Origin of the sequence: Pseudomonas sp. MS19, from assembly GCF_013277615.1 — a bacterium.
Classification (GTDB): domain Bacteria; phylum Pseudomonadota; class Gammaproteobacteria; order Pseudomonadales; family Pseudomonadaceae; genus Aquipseudomonas; species Aquipseudomonas marincola.
Map to the genome: position 1 here is coordinate 119,021 of NZ_VBTO01000009.1, position 16,635 is coordinate 135,655.

Annotated in this window: 14 protein-coding genes; 3 read left to right on the forward strand and 11 right to left on the reverse strand. The window is 58.5% G+C overall.

The annotated features are described in order from the left end of the window. Positions 1-113: 113 nt before the first annotated feature. Complete coding sequence (locus tag FEZ62_RS10880; protein ID WP_172927658.1) at positions 114-1,310, reverse strand: class I SAM-dependent rRNA methyltransferase; 1,197 nt, start codon at positions 1,308-1,310, stop codon at positions 114-116. A gap of 258 nt (positions 1,311-1,568) precedes the next feature. Between FEZ62_RS10880 and mutM the strand changes: the two genes are divergently transcribed. Beyond that, a complete protein-coding gene (gene mutM, locus FEZ62_RS10885; RefSeq protein ID WP_090514226.1) occupies positions 1,569-2,381 on the forward strand; it encodes a bifunctional DNA-formamidopyrimidine glycosylase/DNA-(apurinic or apyrimidinic site) lyase in 813 nt (270 codons plus the stop codon). A 173-nt stretch (positions 2,382-2,554) separates the two neighbouring features. Beyond that, complete coding sequence (locus FEZ62_RS10890; RefSeq protein WP_069902314.1) at positions 2,555-2,902, forward strand: multidrug transporter; 348 nt, start codon at positions 2,555-2,557, stop codon at positions 2,900-2,902. Positions 2,903-4,141: 1,239 nt separating this feature from the next. On the opposite strand, the gene ggt is transcribed toward FEZ62_RS10890, so the two are convergent. From ggt to FEZ62_RS10920, 6 genes are all read right to left on the reverse strand, one after another. Next, a complete protein-coding gene (ggt, locus tag FEZ62_RS10895; protein WP_242454941.1) occupies positions 4,142-5,815 on the reverse strand; it encodes a gamma-glutamyltransferase in 1,674 nt (557 codons plus the stop codon). A gap of 132 nt (positions 5,816-5,947) precedes the next feature. Then, complete coding sequence (locus FEZ62_RS10900) at positions 5,948-6,199, reverse strand: YfhL family 4Fe-4S dicluster ferredoxin (protein ID WP_090515678.1); 252 nt, start codon at positions 6,197-6,199, stop codon at positions 5,948-5,950. Positions 6,200-6,340: 141 nt separating this feature from the next. Beyond that, positions 6,341-6,820 carry a pantetheine-phosphate adenylyltransferase gene (gene coaD / locus FEZ62_RS10905; RefSeq protein ID WP_069902318.1) on the reverse strand — a complete coding sequence of 160 codons (480 nt, stop codon included), beginning with the start codon at positions 6,818-6,820 and terminating at the stop codon, positions 6,341-6,343. Between the two features lie 112 nt (positions 6,821-6,932). Continuing rightward, entirely contained in the window at positions 6,933-8,528 is a 1,596-nt protein-coding gene (locus FEZ62_RS10910) for a GMC family oxidoreductase (RefSeq protein WP_172927660.1), read from the reverse strand. A gap of 53 nt (positions 8,529-8,581) precedes the next feature. Then, positions 8,582-9,127, reverse strand: a complete 546-nt coding sequence (locus FEZ62_RS10915; protein WP_172927661.1) for a twin-arginine translocation pathway signal protein — start codon at positions 9,125-9,127, stop codon at positions 8,582-8,584. Positions 9,128-9,192: 65 nt separating this feature from the next. Then, positions 9,193-10,623 (reverse strand): coniferyl aldehyde dehydrogenase, encoded by a 1,431-nt coding sequence (locus FEZ62_RS10920; RefSeq protein WP_172927662.1) that lies wholly within the window; start codon positions 10,621-10,623, stop codon positions 9,193-9,195. Between the two features lie 258 nt (positions 10,624-10,881). On the opposite strand from FEZ62_RS10920, the gene FEZ62_RS10925 reads away from it, so the two are divergent. Continuing rightward, positions 10,882-11,553, forward strand: a complete 672-nt coding sequence (locus FEZ62_RS10925; RefSeq protein ID WP_172927663.1) for a TetR/AcrR family transcriptional regulator — start codon at positions 10,882-10,884, stop codon at positions 11,551-11,553. A gap of 9 nt (positions 11,554-11,562) precedes the next feature. Here the strand turns inward: FEZ62_RS10925 and FEZ62_RS10930 are convergent, their stop codons facing one another. From FEZ62_RS10930 to FEZ62_RS10945, 4 genes are all read right to left on the reverse strand, one after another. Further along, a complete protein-coding gene (locus FEZ62_RS10930; RefSeq protein ID WP_069902323.1) occupies positions 11,563-11,769 on the reverse strand; it encodes a hypothetical protein in 207 nt (68 codons plus the stop codon). A gap of 229 nt (positions 11,770-11,998) precedes the next feature. Beyond that, positions 11,999-13,579: a glutamate--cysteine ligase gene (gene gshA, locus FEZ62_RS10935; protein WP_172927664.1), complete on the reverse strand. Its 1,581-nt coding sequence runs from the start codon at positions 13,577-13,579 to the stop codon at positions 11,999-12,001. Between the two features lie 194 nt (positions 13,580-13,773). Next, entirely contained in the window at positions 13,774-14,157 is a 384-nt protein-coding gene (locus FEZ62_RS10940) for a PaaI family thioesterase (protein WP_069902325.1), read from the reverse strand. Further along, positions 14,154-16,472, reverse strand: coding sequence for a Tex family protein (locus FEZ62_RS10945; protein ID WP_172927665.1), 2,319 nt, complete (start codon positions 16,470-16,472; stop codon positions 14,154-14,156). The genes FEZ62_RS10940 and FEZ62_RS10945 overlap by 4 nt, the downstream gene beginning before the upstream one ends. Between the last annotated feature and the right edge of the window lie 163 nt (positions 16,473-16,635).

Genomic DNA, 16,635 nt, shown 5'->3' on the forward strand with positions numbered 1-16,635 from the left:
GAGAGAAGTGTCGTTAATGCTCAATGCTGGTGCATGAAACGCAGGTGCAGGCGGGGGGATGTAACGCGGTTGTAGCCCCTGCGCAGGGCTACAACCGTGAGGCGGGATGTGCCTTAGCTGTTTGGCAGCAGGCGGCAGGTCAGGCTCTTGATGTAGCGCGTTTCGGCAATCGCCGGATGCACCGGATGATCCGGGCCTTGCGCGCCGCGCTCAAGCAACTGGATGTTGCGGTCGAGGTGGCGGGCGCTGGTCAGCAGAATGTTCTGCAGGTCATCCTCCGGCAGGTGCATGGAGCATGAAGCGCTGACCAAAATGCCGTCCTTGTTGAGCAGGCGCATGGCTTGCTCGTTAAGGCGACGGTAAGCGGCTTCACCGTTCTTCATGTCTTTTTTGCGCTTGATGAATGCCGGCGGATCAACGATTACCACATCAAAACGCTCTTCGCCGGATTTCAGTTCCTTCAGTGCGGCAAAGGCATCGCCTTCTACGCACACCAGTTTTTCTGCCAGGCCGTTGAGTGTGGCGTTGCGCTCAACACCGTCGAGGGCGAAGGCCGAGGCGTCCACGCACATGACTTCGCTCGCGCCAAAAGCCGCCGCTTGCACGCCCCAGCCGCCGATGTAGCTGAACAGGTCGAGTACGCGTTTGCCTTTTACATAAGGTGCAAGGCGGGCGCGGTTCATGCGGTGGTCGTAGAACCAGCCGGTTTTCTGGCCTTCGATCACGGGCGCTTCAAACTTCACGCCGTTCTCTTCCAGTGCGACCCACTCCGGCACAACGCCGAATACGCTGTCGACATAACGCTCAAGGCCTTCGGCGTCGCGTGCAGCCGAATCGTTCTTGAACAGGATGCCAGTAGGTTTGAGCACCTGAACCAGCGCGGCGATCACGTCGTCCTTGTGGCGCTCCATGGTGGCGGAGGCCAGTTGCACGACCAGAATGTCGAAGAAACGGTCTACAACCAGACCCGGCAACAGGTCGGAGTCACCGTAAATCAGTCGATAGCACGGCTTGTCGAACAGGCGGTCACGCAGGCTCGCGGCCACATTGATGCGGTGAACCAGCAGTGACTTATCCAGCACATGCTTGACGTCACGCGACAGCAAACGAGCGCAGATGAGGTTGTTCGGGCTCAGCGCGACAATCCCCAGCGGCTTGCCACCGGCGGCTTCCAGAATAGCCTGATCACCACTGGAAAAACCGTTCAGCGGCGTGGCGGCGACATCGATCTCGTTGCTGTAAACCCAAAGGTGGCCGGCGCGCAGGCGTCGGTCGGCATTGGCTTTCAGGCGCAGGCTGGGCAGGGACATTGGGGATTCTCCAGAAAAAGAGCGAGATTATAGCGCAGTGGGCAACGATTTGACCCGTGCCGGGAGGCCCTGAACATGACCGCAGAGGCCGAAAAACAGGCGCCAAGGGCTGATTGGCTGTGGGCAAGCCGAGAAGTTACCAGGACGGATGGTCGTTTGCGGCATTGCCCGCATCCTGTCCGGCGTCTGTCAAGGATGGTTTTCAGCGGCTGATAGTGTGAATATTCGCTGCTGAGTTGTTAACCGGATTGGCGTGCTATGCCCGAATTACCTGAAGTCGAAACCACCCGCCGCGGGATTGCTCCGCACCTTGAAGGGCAGCGCATCAGCCGTGTGATTGTGCGCGACCGCCGACTGCGTTGGCCGATTCCCGACGACCTCGATATTGTCGTGTCCGGGCAGCGTATCGAGAGCGTTGAGCGACGCGCCAAGTACCTGTTGATCAAGCTCGAAACCGGCAGCCTGATCAGCCACTTGGGCATGTCTGGCAACCTGCGGATGGTGCCCTGCGGGACTCCGGCGGCCAAGCATGAGCATGTCGACATTGAGCTGGAGTCGGGCATGGCGCTGCGGTACACCGACCCTCGGCGTTTTGGCGCACTGCTCTGGAGCAATACGCCGCATGAGCATGTGTTGCTCAGCAAGCTGGGCCCGGAACCATTGACCGAGACGTTTGCGGGCGAGCGCCTGTACGAGATGTCTCGTGGGCGCTCGATGGCGGTCAAACCGTTCATCATGGATAACGCAGTGGTGGTCGGCGTCGGCAACATTTACGCAACCGAGGCGTTGTTCGCCGCCGGAATTGATCCCCGGCGCGAGGCTGGGACAATTTCCAAGGCGCGCTACATCAAACTCGCGATCGAGATTAAACGCATCCTTGCCCATGCAATCGAGCGCGGCGGCACCACATTGCGCGACTTTATTGGCGGCGACGGCAAGCCTGGCTATTTCCAGCAGGAGTTGTTTGCTTATGGTCGCGGCGGCGAGTTCTGCAAGGTTTGTGGCAGTACATTGCGCGAAATCAAACTGGGCCAGCGTGCGAGTGTTTACTGCCCGCGTTGCCAGCGCTAAACGGCTCGCGATCAGCAGGTGACACCGCTTTTTGGCCGTTAAATGGGCTGGTAGCGCCTTAATAGCCAGTTGCTAGTCATGATTTGCGCTGGGATTGAAGTCTGTCACGCTGACAATTCACTCAGCGCTGTTATAGTTAAGGCAACAGACCCGCATCTCTGAAGGATCGTCACATGAAATTGTTTCGTTCAACTGCTGTTATTTTCGCCCTTATCGCAAGCATGCTGGCTATGCCGGTGATGGCCGAAATGGAACAGCAAAATGCCAGTGGCGATCCGATCTACACCGCCAATGCGCCTAAAGGTTATTCGATGATCGGCGACCTGTTGATCGCTCGTCCGTTGCTGATTGCGGCAACAGTGGTTGGTGCAGCTGTGTTTGTTGTGACTCTGCCGTTTAGTGCGCTGGGCGGTAATATTGATGAGGCGGCTCAGTCGTTGATTCAAGAGCCGGGTCAGGCTGCATTCCAGCGTTGCCTGGGCTGCACGACAGTTGGTTACAAAGGTTACGATAACGACTGATTATCAGCCGGCTGCACAAAAACCCACCGCGCTATGCGCTGTGGGTTTTTTGTTGGATTGCATTTAGGCAGATGCTCACGGCTTTCTGCTGGCGGATGAAATTCGCGTCGTGGTTTCCTCCATGACGGATTACGCCGCGTGGCGGCTAATCCATCCTCCACGACTCACGCGGTTTATGTGGCGAATCCATCCCCCCTCGACTCAGGCGATTGATGCGGAGGATGGAATCCGCATCGCGGCTTCCGTCATGGCGGATGGCCTGCTGTGCGCGGTTTGCTTTTGATCGATGGCAGATTATTTCTCATGTTCCGGTGTATGAGTTACCCCAATGCAACGCCATGACGGATTACGCCGCGTGGCGGCTAATCCATCCTCCGCGACCCGCGCAGTTTATGTGGCGAATCCATCCCCCCTCGACTAACGCGGTTAATGCGGAGGTTGGAATCCGCATCGCGGCTTCCGACATGGCGGATGGCCTGCTGTTCGTGGTCTGCATTTGATCGATGGCAGATTTTTTCATGTTCCGGTTTGTGTGTTCCCCTAATGCAACGCCATGACGGATTACGCCGCGCGGCGGCTAATCCATCCTCCACGACCCGCGCAGTTTATGCGGCGAATCCATCCCCCTCGACTCACGCGGTTAAAGCGGAGGTTGGAATCCGCATCGCGGCTTCCGACATGGCGAATGGCCTGCTGTGCGCGGTCTGCTTTTGATTGGTTTTTGGTTTTGAACGCTGGCGCTAAGCCTGGATTTGTATTGTTCTTGCGTCACCTTTTCGCCCTTACGGCGAGTTACTTTTGGCAGTCGCCTGCTACGCGCGTCCCCCAAGGTAACCAAAAAGACTTGCCCCTCCATTGGGCCTCGCTGCGCTCGGCTTCCCGCATTCCATCGTTGCTCCGTGGGCACGTCGCGATGGGCCGTCCTTGGCCCAACGCAACTCTCGCCGCATCCATGCGGCTCAACCCACTACGCAACGATTGCACTTGGCCGGCTGGAATGGGGCGTTTTGCGGTGTCTGGGCTGGGTATGATCGGCTGGGGGTTGTTGGTGTTTGGGCTTTTGGTGATTGGCTCTTGATGGTGGGCTTGTTTATCAATCTGGCGTTGATGGCGTTGCGTACATTGCCTGACGGATTGCGTTGCGTTGCGCCGCTATCCATCCTCCGGTTATGTGTGAGTCTCGGGATACCATTTCGTCGGAGGATGGAATCCGCATCGCGGCTTCCGTCATGGCGGGGGTTACTTTGAGCCGACGGCTGAGGTGCCAACGCCGCGGGGGTCGCTGGCGGCTTCTACGCGGTGGTCGGTTTTGTTCCAGTAGAGCACTTGTTGGTTGCCGTACTGGCGGGTGAGGGCTTTGAGTTGGTAGCCGCGAGCTTGCAGGGCGCTAATTTGCGCGGGGCTGAATGTGCTCGGTTCGTGTTCGATCACGTCCGGCAGGTATTGGTGGTGATAGCGCGCTACGCTGGGCCAGCGTTCGATGGGTTGGTCGTCCAGGTATTGCAGCACCGAGAGCAGCACCATGCTCGGGATTCTGCTGCCGCCCGGGGTGCCGAAGCTGGCGAATTCGCCGGGGCTTTCGATGAAGGTCGGGCTCATGCTCGACAGTGGGCGTTTGCCGGCGGCAATGGCATTGGCGCTGCTGCCTGTTAGGCCGTAGGCGTTTGAGCCTTGAACGTCGGCGGCGAAGTCGTCCATTTCATCATTGAGCAAGACGCCGCTACCTTTGGGCGTGAATGCGGCGCCGAAGGGCAGGTTGATCGAGAGCGTGGCGGCCACTGCATTGCCTTCGGCATCGAGTACCGAGAAGTGGGTGGTGTGGTTGCCTTCATGCAGTTTGCCGGCGGGCGGCAGGCTTGAGCTTGGGGTGGCGCGCTTGGGGTCTATACCTTGTGTCAGCGTATGCAAATACGCAGGATCAAGCAGTTCACGAACCGGGTTTTTGATGAAGTCCGGATCGCCGAGCAAGCTGCGATCGTGATACGCGCGGCGTAGCGCCTCGACTACAAAGTGCGTGCGCTGCACCGGATCGGCTTCGCGCCAGGGCAGCTGTTGGAGCATGCCCAGGCTTTGGGCGATGGCAATGCCGCCGGCTGATGGCGGTGGTGCGCTGATCAGGTGACGGCCATCGTTGAGGATCACGTGGATCGGTTGGCGCTCGACGACTTTGTAATTGGCTAGGTCGCCGAGCGTCCAGATGCCGCCTGCGTTGCGCACGCCATTGACCAGCAGTTGCGCGGTTTCGCCGGAATAGAACCCGGCTTTGCCGTCGCGCGCCAATCGCTCAAGTGTCAGCGCCAGGTCGGGTTGGCGCAGCAGTCCCAGTTGCGGCGGCATTTTGCCTCTGTCGAGGAAGATACGCGCCGTTTCGGGGTCGTCGCGCATGGCCGCAAGGCGCCATCCAGCCCGCTCAAGGTATACGCGGTCGTAGGACACGCCATCACGTGCCAGACGAATAGCTGGGGCCAGTGAATCGCGCAGCGGCAGGCGGCCGTACTTTTCGGCCAGGTGCACCAATGCGGCTGGCAAGCCCGGAATTGCGGCAGCCAGCGCGCCATTCAGCGAGAGTTCAGGCTGCACTTTACCGTCGCGCCGATACAGGTCGATATTCGCTGCCATGGGTGCGCGTTCGCGTGCATCGATAAACCGGTAATCGGGCTTGTCGCCCGCTTTGCGTAGCAGGTAGAAGCCGCCACCGCCCAAACCTGAACTGTATGGCTCGGCCACTGCCAGCGCGGCGCTGATGGCGACGGCGGCGTCAAAGGCGTTGCCGCCAAGGGCCAGGGTTTCTTCGCCGGCGACTGTGGCCGCAGGATGAGCGCTGGCTATTGCCGCACGACCGGGTTGCTCGGCTGCCGAGAGGCAGGCAGCAGCGAAAAGCAGCAGGGCGGGTAGCAGGCGTTGCAGATTCATGGTCTTCATCCGGGGGCGGCGCGCTCCGTTTCAGACTAGGCCAAAGCCTGATCTCGGGTGGGGTTTAGTCAGGATAAACCATCCACTTGTTGGGCTTTGATCGCCGCAGGCGAAGTCGATTCGCTTTAGCGGTCAGGCTTTGCCAGTGATGATCAGGTACTTTTCCATCAACTCATCTTTGCTCTCGACATTGTTCTCGTCGAGCGGGATGCAGTCTACCGGGCACACTTGCTGGCACTGCGGCTCATCGTAATGGCCGACGCATTCGGTGCACAGGTTGGGATCAATGACATAAATCTCTTCGCCTTGAGAGATTGCAGCATTGGGACACTCAGGTTCGCAGACGTCGCAGTTGATGCAGTCGTCAGTGATAATCAGGGACATGCAGTTAACACTCCTGCCGGGACGATCCGTCGCGGCACAATCAAGCCAGTATCGGTGAATTGTGCCGGATTGTTGCGCACAGTGCCATGCGCACCGCAGCACTTGGCGCGTGATGCGCCAAGACTGGGGGGCGTGCGCTGCTTATTGCTTGAAGCGTTCGGTCAGCGCAGCTGCCACGGCCGGGTGCACAAACTTGGAAATATCGCCGCCCAATGCTGCAATTTCACGCACCAGCGTTGAGGAGATAAACGAGTATTTTTCCGACGGTGTGAGGAACAGGCTCTCGACGTTCGGTGCCAGCTGGCGGTTCATGTTGGCCAGTTGGAACTCGTATTCGAAGTCCGACACCGCACGCAAACCGCGCAAAAATACATTGGCACCCTGTTCTTTGGCGAAGTGGGCCAGCAACGATGAGAAGCCCACGACTTCAACATTGGGCAGATGGCTGGTGACTTCTTTCGCCAACGCGACGCGTTGCTCCAGAGGGAAAAGTGGGTTCTTCTTGGGGCTTGCAGCGACCGCGATAATCACGCTGTCGAACAGGCGAGACGCGCGCTCAACCAGATCACCATGGCCCTTGGTGATAGGGTCGAACGTGCCTGGGTATAGCACTCGATTCATCGTGACGTCCTGGCGGTGTCCGTTTGGGACTCGGATGTTAGCGCAGCAGTAAGCAGCGGCCAAGTCGGACGGCAGTCAGCGGGTAAATTGACTGCCGCCTGCTTGAGTGAAATCAGGCCGTTTTCAGGCGCTGAGCCAGCAGTGTAGAGAGTTTGGCGGTGAGCCCGTATACCGAAAGTTGTGGGTTGGCGCCAATGCTGGTGGGAAATAGCGAGCCGTCGTGAATCGACAAGTTAGTCAGCTGATGATGGCGGCCCAGGCTGTCAGTGACGGCTTGTTTCGGGTCTTCGCCCATGGCGCAGCCACCCATGACATGAGCAGAACCCAGCTTCGCCCGGTAAATTTCCATGCTCAGGCCGTCAATCATGCTTTTAGCCTCAGCCATGGTTTTTACGTGGCGGGCGTCGATGTGCGCCGGCATCACGCTTTGTGCACCAGCCGCAAATTGAATTTCAGCCATGGCTTCATACGCGCGGCGAATTCCGTCAAAGGTGTATTCGGTCATGCGGTAGTCAACGGTCGGGCTGCCGTCGTCGCGCAACTCGACCGTGCCTTCGGCGCTCTGCGGATGGAAACCGTCGCGCATCAGCGCCAGCATCAGGTTGGTGTGCGGCAAGCTTTCCATGCGCACGGCGCTTTCAGTGCCGAAGCCACCCAGCAGCGTCGCGGTGAGCGCCGGTTGCATGGGCGGTACTTCCAGTTTGTATGACTGCTGACCAGCGGCGCCGTCATTCCATTGGAAGTGATCGGAGTAGATGGATTGCGGCGCGCCATAAAACGGATTGATCACCCGGTCAAACAGCGCCGCCGAGAAATTCACCACATGCAGGAAGGTGCGCTTGCCGAGGCGGGAGTGCGGGTCTGGAGCCTTGGAGCGCAGCAGCAACCCCGGCGTGTTGATACCGCCACCGGCAAGAATGTAATGCTTGGCCTTGACCCGAATTTTGCGGCCATTTGGCGCAACGCAGCGTTCATCCATGCCCACGCATTCGATGCCGGAAACCGCATCACCGTCGAAGGTCAGGCGTTCGGCACGGGCCAGGTAGAGCAATTCGCCGCCGTTTTTGAGCATGCCAGGAATGGTGGTGACCAGCATCGACTGCTTGGCATTGGTCGGGCAACCCATGCCGCAATAACCGAGGTTCCAGCAACCGCGCACGTTTCGCGGGATGACTTTCCAGTGGTAATCGAGTTTGTCGCAACCGAGGCGAATCACATCATTGTTAGCGTTCGGCGGGACGGCCCACGGCGCAACGCCAAGGCGCTGTTCCATCTGCTCGAACCAAGGCGCCATTTCGGCTTCGTTGTGGCCTTTGACGCCGTGCTCCTTGGCCCAGTGTTCGAGGGTTGGCGTCGGCGTACGGAAGCTTGAAGTCCAGTTGACCAGCGTCGTGCCGCCCACAGCCCGACCTTGCATGATGATGACTGCGCCGTCTTTACTCATGCGCCCGACACCTTCCTGATACAAGGTGCTGTAAGCCTCGGGCTCGCTCATTTTGAAATCGCTGCTGGTTTTCAGCGGGCCTTCTTCGATCAGCAACACCTTGTAGCCGGCTGCGCTGAGGATTTCGGCGCTGGTGCCGCCGCCTGCGCCGGAGCCAACAATGGCAATGTCGGCCTCAAGGGTCAGGTCTTTTTCCAGGCGCGAACCGTCGTAGGTTTTCCAGCCGCTGGCGAGGCCCTCGGCAAAAATATCTGGCACAGGCATTAGAGACAGCTCTCCGCAAATTCTTATGTTTTTTAGTGTGCGTGTTTCGGCGGTTATACGGTGGGTGGCCCCGGGTAGCCGCAATGGGCCCAGGACTCTTTGCGCCCATACCAGCTCATTTGTACCAGTTGCACCAATGAGCCATAACCCATGTTGAGCATTGCCAGGCTGCTGTTCTGCCAACGCAGCAGGAACGCGTTTACGTCCTCAATCGAGGACTTCTGCCAACTGCCCCAGATGCCTGTCAGCGGGCCACGGGTAATGCCCATGCTCAACAGGTCGAACAGTTGCAGGGTCATTTTCAGCAGTTCGGGAGACAGATGAGCGAGGGAGGCGTCAATGCTGCTCAGTGTGCCCTTGATCGCCGCGGGCATTTTTTCTGGTGCTACGGCGCCGGCGAGGATCGCCGGAATAACCGCGCTAAGCATGGGCAGATCGGTGTCGCGCAAAGCTTGCATGCCCGTGCCTGGCTTACTGGCGGAGCAGCCGCTGAGCGTTGCGGTGACGCCGGCCGTGGCCAGAAAGGCTGAGCCCATCACGCCGACTTTAAGCAGGTTACGTCGAGAAAGATCAGGCAAGGTGTTCGAGGTGTCTGTCATTTTTATTAGCACCGTAGCAGTCGCTTGGCCCGCCCCGGCATGTTGGCCGGGGCGGGTTTTTACGTTTAACGAACGAACATTTTGTGGATGAGTTTCTGCACGGCGGTGCCGTATGGCGGGTAGATGAACTTGGCCGCGTTGAAGCGCTGCTTGATAAACACACCCTTGGCCTTACTGAAAGTCAGGAAGCCTTCGTGAGCATGGTAATGGCCCATGCCGGAAGGGCCGATGCCGCCGAACGGCATATCATCCTGCGCCACGTGCAGCAGCGTGTCGTTGATGCAGGCGCCGCCAGAGTGAGTTTGCTCGAGCACACGCTCCTGCTCCGACTTGTCGTAGCCGAAGTAATACAGCGCCAGCGGACGCGGACGCTCATTGATGTATTTGAACGCATCTTCGAGACGATCGTACGGCACGATAGGCAGCAGCGGGCCGAAGATTTCGTCCTGCATGACCTTCATTTCATCGTTGACATTGAGCAGCACGGTGGCCGGCATCCGGCGGCCCTGGCCTTCCGGATAAAGCGGAATAACCTTGGCGCCTTTGCTTTCTGCGTCGGTCACGTAGCCATTCAGACGCTGCAACTGGCGCTCGTTGATGATCGCGGTGTAGTCGGGGTTGTCCTTGAGGTTCGGGTAGAACTTCTGCACCACGGCGCGATAGGCCTCGACGAAGCCATCGACACGATCCTTGGGCACTAACACATAGTCTGGTGCCACGCAGGTCTGGCCGGCGTTTACGGTTTTACCGAAGGCAATTCGCTCGGCCGCGTCGCTCAGAGGAACATCGGCAGAAACGATTGCAGGCGATTTGCCGCCCAGCTCAAGGGTTACCGGAGTCAGGTTTTCAGCGGCTGCGCGCATCACGTGTTTGCCGATGCTGGTGGCGCCGGTGAACAGCAAATGATCGAACGGCAGCTTGGAGAAAGCCATGCCGACTTCGGCCTCGCCCAATGCCACGCTGACCAGGTCTTCGGGGAAAATACGCGCGAGCAGGTCTTTGACCAACTGCGACGTGGCCGGAGTCGACTCGCTCATTTTGATCATGACCCGGTTACCGGCAGACAGCGCGCCAACCAGCGGGCCAATCGACAGAAACAACGGGTAGTTCCACGGCACGATCACGCCGACCACGCCCAATGGCTGATACACCACCTTGGCGGAGGCGGGCATGAAGTGCATCCCGACGCTGCGCTTGGATGGCTTCATCCACTTCTTGATGCGCTTGGTGGCATAGGTGATGCCATGCAGGCTTGGCATGATCTCGGCCAGCATGGTCTCGTTCGTTGAGCGGTTGCTGAAGTCGGTGCTGATCGCCGCACAAAGGGCGTCCTGCTCATCGAGAATCAATTGCTTGAGAGCGCCAAGCCATTGAATACGCTGCTCGGCAGATGGCATGGGCAGGCCGTTGAAGGCCTGCCGCTGTTGCGCAAAGGTGACTTCAAGCTGGTTTATCTGTTCTTGGCTTTGTTGGATATAAGCGACATCGGCAACCATTGACTCATCCTCGGTGAGCGGTGAAGACCGGCATGCACTTGGCAGTCGATCTTCGGAAAGGGCTTGATGATTTTTTAGAGCAATTACTCTAAAGTGTCAATGGGCGGGCTTTTTTCTGTGACCGGATGGTTAAGCGCTATGGCCTGCCATGAGTCTGATTTATGGGCACCGCACTAGCCCGAGCCGGCTGTCTGCGTGTATTTTCCCCGGCCCGGACTTCTTCCCGTCTGTGTTTTTTGTATCTGGACTGATCAGCGTATGGCGCCTCAAGTAAAAACCCGCGAACGGATCATTCAAGCCAGCCTTGAGCTGTTCAACACCCAGGGCGAGCGTAATGTCACCACCAACCATATCGCCGCGCATATGGGTATTTCGCCGGGCAATCTGTATTACCACTTTCGCAACAAGCAGGCGGTAATTGCCGAGCTGATGCAGCGTTATGAGGCGCAAGTCGACCAGTTTTTGCGGCTGCCTGAAGAGCGTCCGGTGGTTATCGAGGATAAGGCCGTCTACATGGAGCGCCTGCTGGCGGCCATGTGGCAGTTCCGTTTCTTGCACCGTGATCTCGAACACTTGCTGGAAAGTGACGCGCAACTGGCTGAGCGTTATCAGGTATTCGCCAAGCGTTGCCTGCACCATGCCATGCAGATTTTTCAGGGCTTTGTCGATGCCGGGATTCTGTTGATGACTCCCCTGCAAATCGAGGCGCTGACCCTCAACAGCTGGATTGTGCTGACCTCGTGGGTGCGCTTTTTGTGCACAGCTATGAAGCCAACCACTGAGCTTGATGAGCAGTTACTGCGGCGTGGTGTGTTTCAGGTGATGGCGTTAGAGGATGGCTACGTTGCGCCGCAATGGCAGGACGCGGCGCGAGAGATTTACGACAGTTTGTACGTCCAGCTGGATCTGCACAGTCATCCAGTCGCCTGAACCCAGGGCTCAGGCGGTGCGTTGCTTGATTAACTGATACTGCGTCTGGCCGTCATCCCAGCCTGCTTCCCACGCGGCGAGAACAACTTCCTCCGTCGGTATCTGGGCAGGATTGCGCCGGCATGCAAGCCCGGCCATGTAGCCCTGTTGGTAAGCCTTGTTGAGGCTTTCCAGGCTCCAGTCCTGCGTGTTTTTTGAATGGTTGTCTGATGACATGAGGCTGCTCTTGGTGTGCTTCTGCAGAGCATGCTAGCGGTGATTTCGCCCCGTAACTGCACGCACTTGTGCAATTGTGATGGGCACCACTGTTTCGACAAATTTCAGCGATATGCGGAGTTATCCACAGGACAAATGGTCATGCGCGTTGTCGTTGTAACGGCCCGCCGAAATGCTTGAATCAGTTGTCAGATCAAGCATTCCAGCAGGGTTGGGCATGGCGGGCCTGTTAGTTGTCAGACGCGAGGATGCTGGCCTGATAAGCGGCAACGAAGGTGTCGAAGTCTTCTTCGTCCTGCGCCTCGATAGCGGCTTGTTCCTCAAGTGAGCGAGTAGCTGATGCTTCCATCTCACTCAACTGCTCGGCGCTCAGTGGTTGGCTGCGGAAGTATTCAGCGTGCAGCTTGCTTTGGCGCAGGGCGAACTGGGTGAAGCTTTCGCCTTTCTGCAATTGCGCCAGAACCTGTGCCGATGGCGTCAGGCTGACGTCGTCAACTTTTGCCTGCTGCGCTTGCAGTGCCGTCACATGCGCGATGCCGCCGTGGCTGCGGTCGAGCAGCTCGGCACTTTGCTGGATCTTGCCAAGCAATTCACTGGCCCATGCCTGCAAGGTGATCGGGCCGTCGATGCGCTGCAAATGCAGGTTCGGGCGGCGACCTTCCTTGACCACTTTAAGGAAGTTCTCGGTGCTGGCATGGCACTCGCCACGCTCAAGCTGCGGGCTGTCCTGCAGGGCGCAGAACAACAGGAAGGCGTCGAGGAAACGCGACTCGGTCAGATCGATGCCCAAAGGCAGCATCGGGTTGATGTCCAGGCAGCGCACTTCGATGTACTGCACACCGCGCGAATTAAGGGCCTGAATTGGCCGCTCGCCTGAATCGGTTACGCGCTTGGGGCGAATGCTCGAGTAGTACTCGTTTTCGATTTGCAGGATATTGCTGTTCAGTTGCAGCCATTCACCGTCCTTGCGTGTGCCGATTTCGACATACGGCGGATACGGCGTGCCGACGGCCTGGCGCAAGCTGTCGATGTAGCTGGCAAGGTCGTTGTAGCAAGGCGTCAGCTCGGATTGCGCGCTGCTCTGGTAGCCCAGATCGCTCATCCGCAGGCTGGTCGCGTAGGGCAAATACAGCGTGTTTTCGTCGAGCATCTGCAGCTTGTGCGGGCGGCCGCGCATAAAGCCGACGTCGAGTGCCGGCGAGGCGCCGAACAAATACATCAGCAGCCAGCTGTAGCGGCGGAAGTTGCGGATCATCGCAATGTAGCTGGCCGACTGATAGTCGAGCGCGCTTTGCTGATCGCCTTCTTCAGCCTGCAGCAACTTCCACAGCGCATCGGGCAACGAGAAGTTGTAGTGAATGCCGGCAATGCATTGCATGGTCTTGCCATAACGCAGGGCCAGACCGTTGCGATACACATACTTGAGCTTGCCGATATTGGAGTCGCCGTAGCGGGCGATTGGAATCTGCTCCTCGTCCGGCAATGCGCAGGGCATCGACGGGCTCCACAGGTATTCGTCCGCCAGTTTGCTGTAGACGAAACGGTGGGTCAGCTCGAGGTTTTCCAAAGTTTGCGCCGGATCGGCCAGCGCCGGAGTGATGAACTCCAGCAGCGACTCTGAATAGTCGGTGGTGATTTGTGCATTGGTTAGCGCCGAGCCCAGCGCGCGCGGATGCGGCGTCAGGGCCAACTGGCCATCGCTGTCTACTCGCAAGCATTCGCGCTCGATGCCATGCAGGCACTGAGTAAGCAGTGAAAGGTTGGCTGGCTGGCCAAGCAGTGCCATGCGGCTGGTTAGCTGTTCGCTCAAGGTAAAATTCCTTCACGCATCGTTCGCCCCTATATGGGGGTGGACATCAGGGTCTGCAAGGGGCGAGTAGCCGTCAATGGCCATTTGGTTGGAAAGCATATGCGACACCTGCGGCGTTACTGGCTTTGACGCCTTGCGGGTCGCGTTATTTGTTTCGGTTCCAGCGTGTTTTAACCGAGTTTAGCTCAGCAAACTTATACGCAGGCGAAAGTCCCTTGTGCCTTGGCGACAAGATTTTCGCCTTGCATTACATCGGCCTCCACGACCAAAGTCCGGCGTCCGGCGTGCAGTACCTTGGCGGTGCAGATCACCTCACCTTCGGCCACGGCGCGAATGTAATTGATCTTGCATTCAATGGTGACGCTTTGGTTATCGAAGCCATGCGAGCTGGAGCATGCCAGCCCCATGGCTATGTCGACCAGCGAGAACAACGCGCCACCGTGAAGTTTCTGATGGCGGTTGCGCAGCTCGTCGGTGAGGGCGAGACGCACGCGCGCCTCGCCATTTTCGATGTGCAGCGGCTCGATTCCCAGATGCCGGCTGTAAGCGCTCGCGGCAAACGCGGCATCCAGGCTCATTTCTTTTTCAACTGCTTGGCATTGGCGAACAACGAAGCCATGGCGTTGTTGCTCGGCGCCGCTGTTGGCTGGTGCGTCTTGGCCGCAGCAGGGCGTTGGCCATTGCCACGGTTGCCGCCACCGCGTGGGCCTTCAACTTTTTCGCCGGGCGTGTCGCTCATGCGCATGGTCAGGGCAATGCGGTTACGCGGGATATCCACTTCCATCACTTTGACCTTGACCACTTCACCGGCTTTGACCGCTTCGTGCGGGTCCTTGATGAACTTCTCGGACAGCGCGGAGATATGCACCAGACCGTCCTGATGCACGCCGATATCCACAAACGCGCCGAAGTTGGTCACGTTGGTGACCACGCCTTCAAGAATCATCCCCAGTTCGAGGTCTTTGAGGGTTTCAACGCCTTCCTGGAATTCGGCCGTCTTGAACTCCGGACGCGGGTCACGGCCGGGCTTTTCAAGCTCCTGGAGGATGTCGCTGATGGTCAGCAGGCCGAATTTCTCGTCGGTGAACTGCTTGGGATCGAGGCGCTTGAGGAAGCTGGCATCGCCGATCAGCGAGCGAATATCGCGCTGAGTGTCCTGCGCAATACGTTTAACCAGTGGATAAGTCTCAGGATGAACGGCCGAGGCATCCAGCGGGTTGTCACCGTTCATCACGCGCAGGAAGCCTGCGGCTTGCTCGAAGGTTTTCTCGCCCAGACGCGAAACCTTCTTCAGTTCGTCGCGGGTCTTGAAGGCGCCGTTGGCATCACGGTGGGTAACGATGTTTTGCGCCAGCGTGCTGTTCAGGCCGGAAATACGCGCGAGCAGGGCGCTGGATGCAGTGTTCACGTCTACGCCAACGGCGTTTACGCAATCCTCAACTACAGCGTCGAGGCTGCGCGCCAGTTTCAGCTGTGAAACGTCGTGCTGGTATTGGCCGACACCGATTGATTTCGGGTCGATCTTCACCAGTTCTGCCAGCGGATCTTGCAGGCGACGTGCGATAGACACCGCGCCACGCAGCGATACATCGAGGTCCGGGAATTCCTTGGCGGCCAGCTCCGAAGCCGAATACACCGAGGCGCCGGCTTCGGAGACCATGATTTTGGTCATCTTCAGGGCTGGGTATTTCTTGATCAGCTCGATGGCCAGTTTGTCAGTCTCGCGGCTGGCAGTGCCGTTGCCGATGGCGATGAGGTCAACCGAGTGCTTGGCGCACAGGGCGGCCAGCACGGCGATGGTCTGATCCCATTGGTTTTTCGGGGCGTGCGGGTACACGGTGGCGGTGTCGAGCACCTTGCCGGTGGCATCGACCACGGCCACTTTGCAGCCGGTGCGCAGGCCCGGATCGAGGCCGAGTGTGGCGCGTGGGCCAGCCGGTGCGGCAAGCAGCAGGTCGTTGAGGTTGCGGGCAAATACCGAAATAGCCTCGTCTTCGGCCTTTTCACGCAGCTCGCTGAACAGATCGGTTTCGAGGTGGGTGTAAAGTTTGACCTTCCAGGTCCAGCGCACCACTTCGGCCAGCCATTTGTCGGCGGCGCGGCCCTGATTGGAGATGCCGAAACGTTCAGCAATCATTACTTCGCAAGGGTGCATGGTGCCGAGCGCTTCTTCGCCAACCTTGAGGCTGCAGCTGAGAATGCCTTCGTTGCGGCCACGGAAAATCGCCAGTGCGCGGTGCGACGGTGCGCCTTTGAATTTCTCGTCGTGTTCGAAGTAGTCGCGGAACTTGGCGCCTTCGGCTTCTTTACCCGCGACAACGCGAGCGCTGAGCGTTGCGTGATCGGTCATGAAGCTGCGCAGGCTGCTGAGCAGGGTGGCGTCTTCGGCAAAGCGCTCCATGAGAATGTACTTGGCACCTTCGAGCACAGCCTTGGTGTCGGCAAAGCCCTTTTCGCTGTCGATAAAGCGTGCAGCTTCGGTTTCAGGGGCCAGTGTCGGGTCGTTGAACAAAGCGTCTGCCAGCTCGCCAAGGCCTGCTTCCAGAGCGATTTGGCCCTTGGTGCGGCGCTTTTGCTTGTACGGCAGGTAAAGGTCTTCGAGGCGGGTCTTGGTGTCGGCGAGATTAATTTCGCGGGCCAGTTCCGGGGTCAGCTTGCCTTGCTCTTCAATGCTCGCAAGGATGCTGGCGCGGCGGTCGTCGAGTTCGCGCATGTAGCGCAGGCGCTCTTCGAGCTGGCGCAGTTGGGTATCATCAAGGTTGCCGGTGACTTCTTTACGGTAACGTGCGATGAACGGCACGGTAGAGCCTTCATCCAGCAGGGCGACAGTTGCGGCAACCTGCTGCGGGCGCACGCCCAGTTCTTCGGCGATGCGGTTGTTGATGCTATCCATATTAAAAATCTACCCACACTAAAACGAAAAACCGGCCACGCTTTCTACGGGCCAGACACATAAGCCGGGCATTATAAACACCGTCATGCAGCCCACTGGGAACCGTTCGAGGAAAAATCTGCTAACAATGCCTAATAGGTTAGGGGCCGCAGCTAGGCCATAA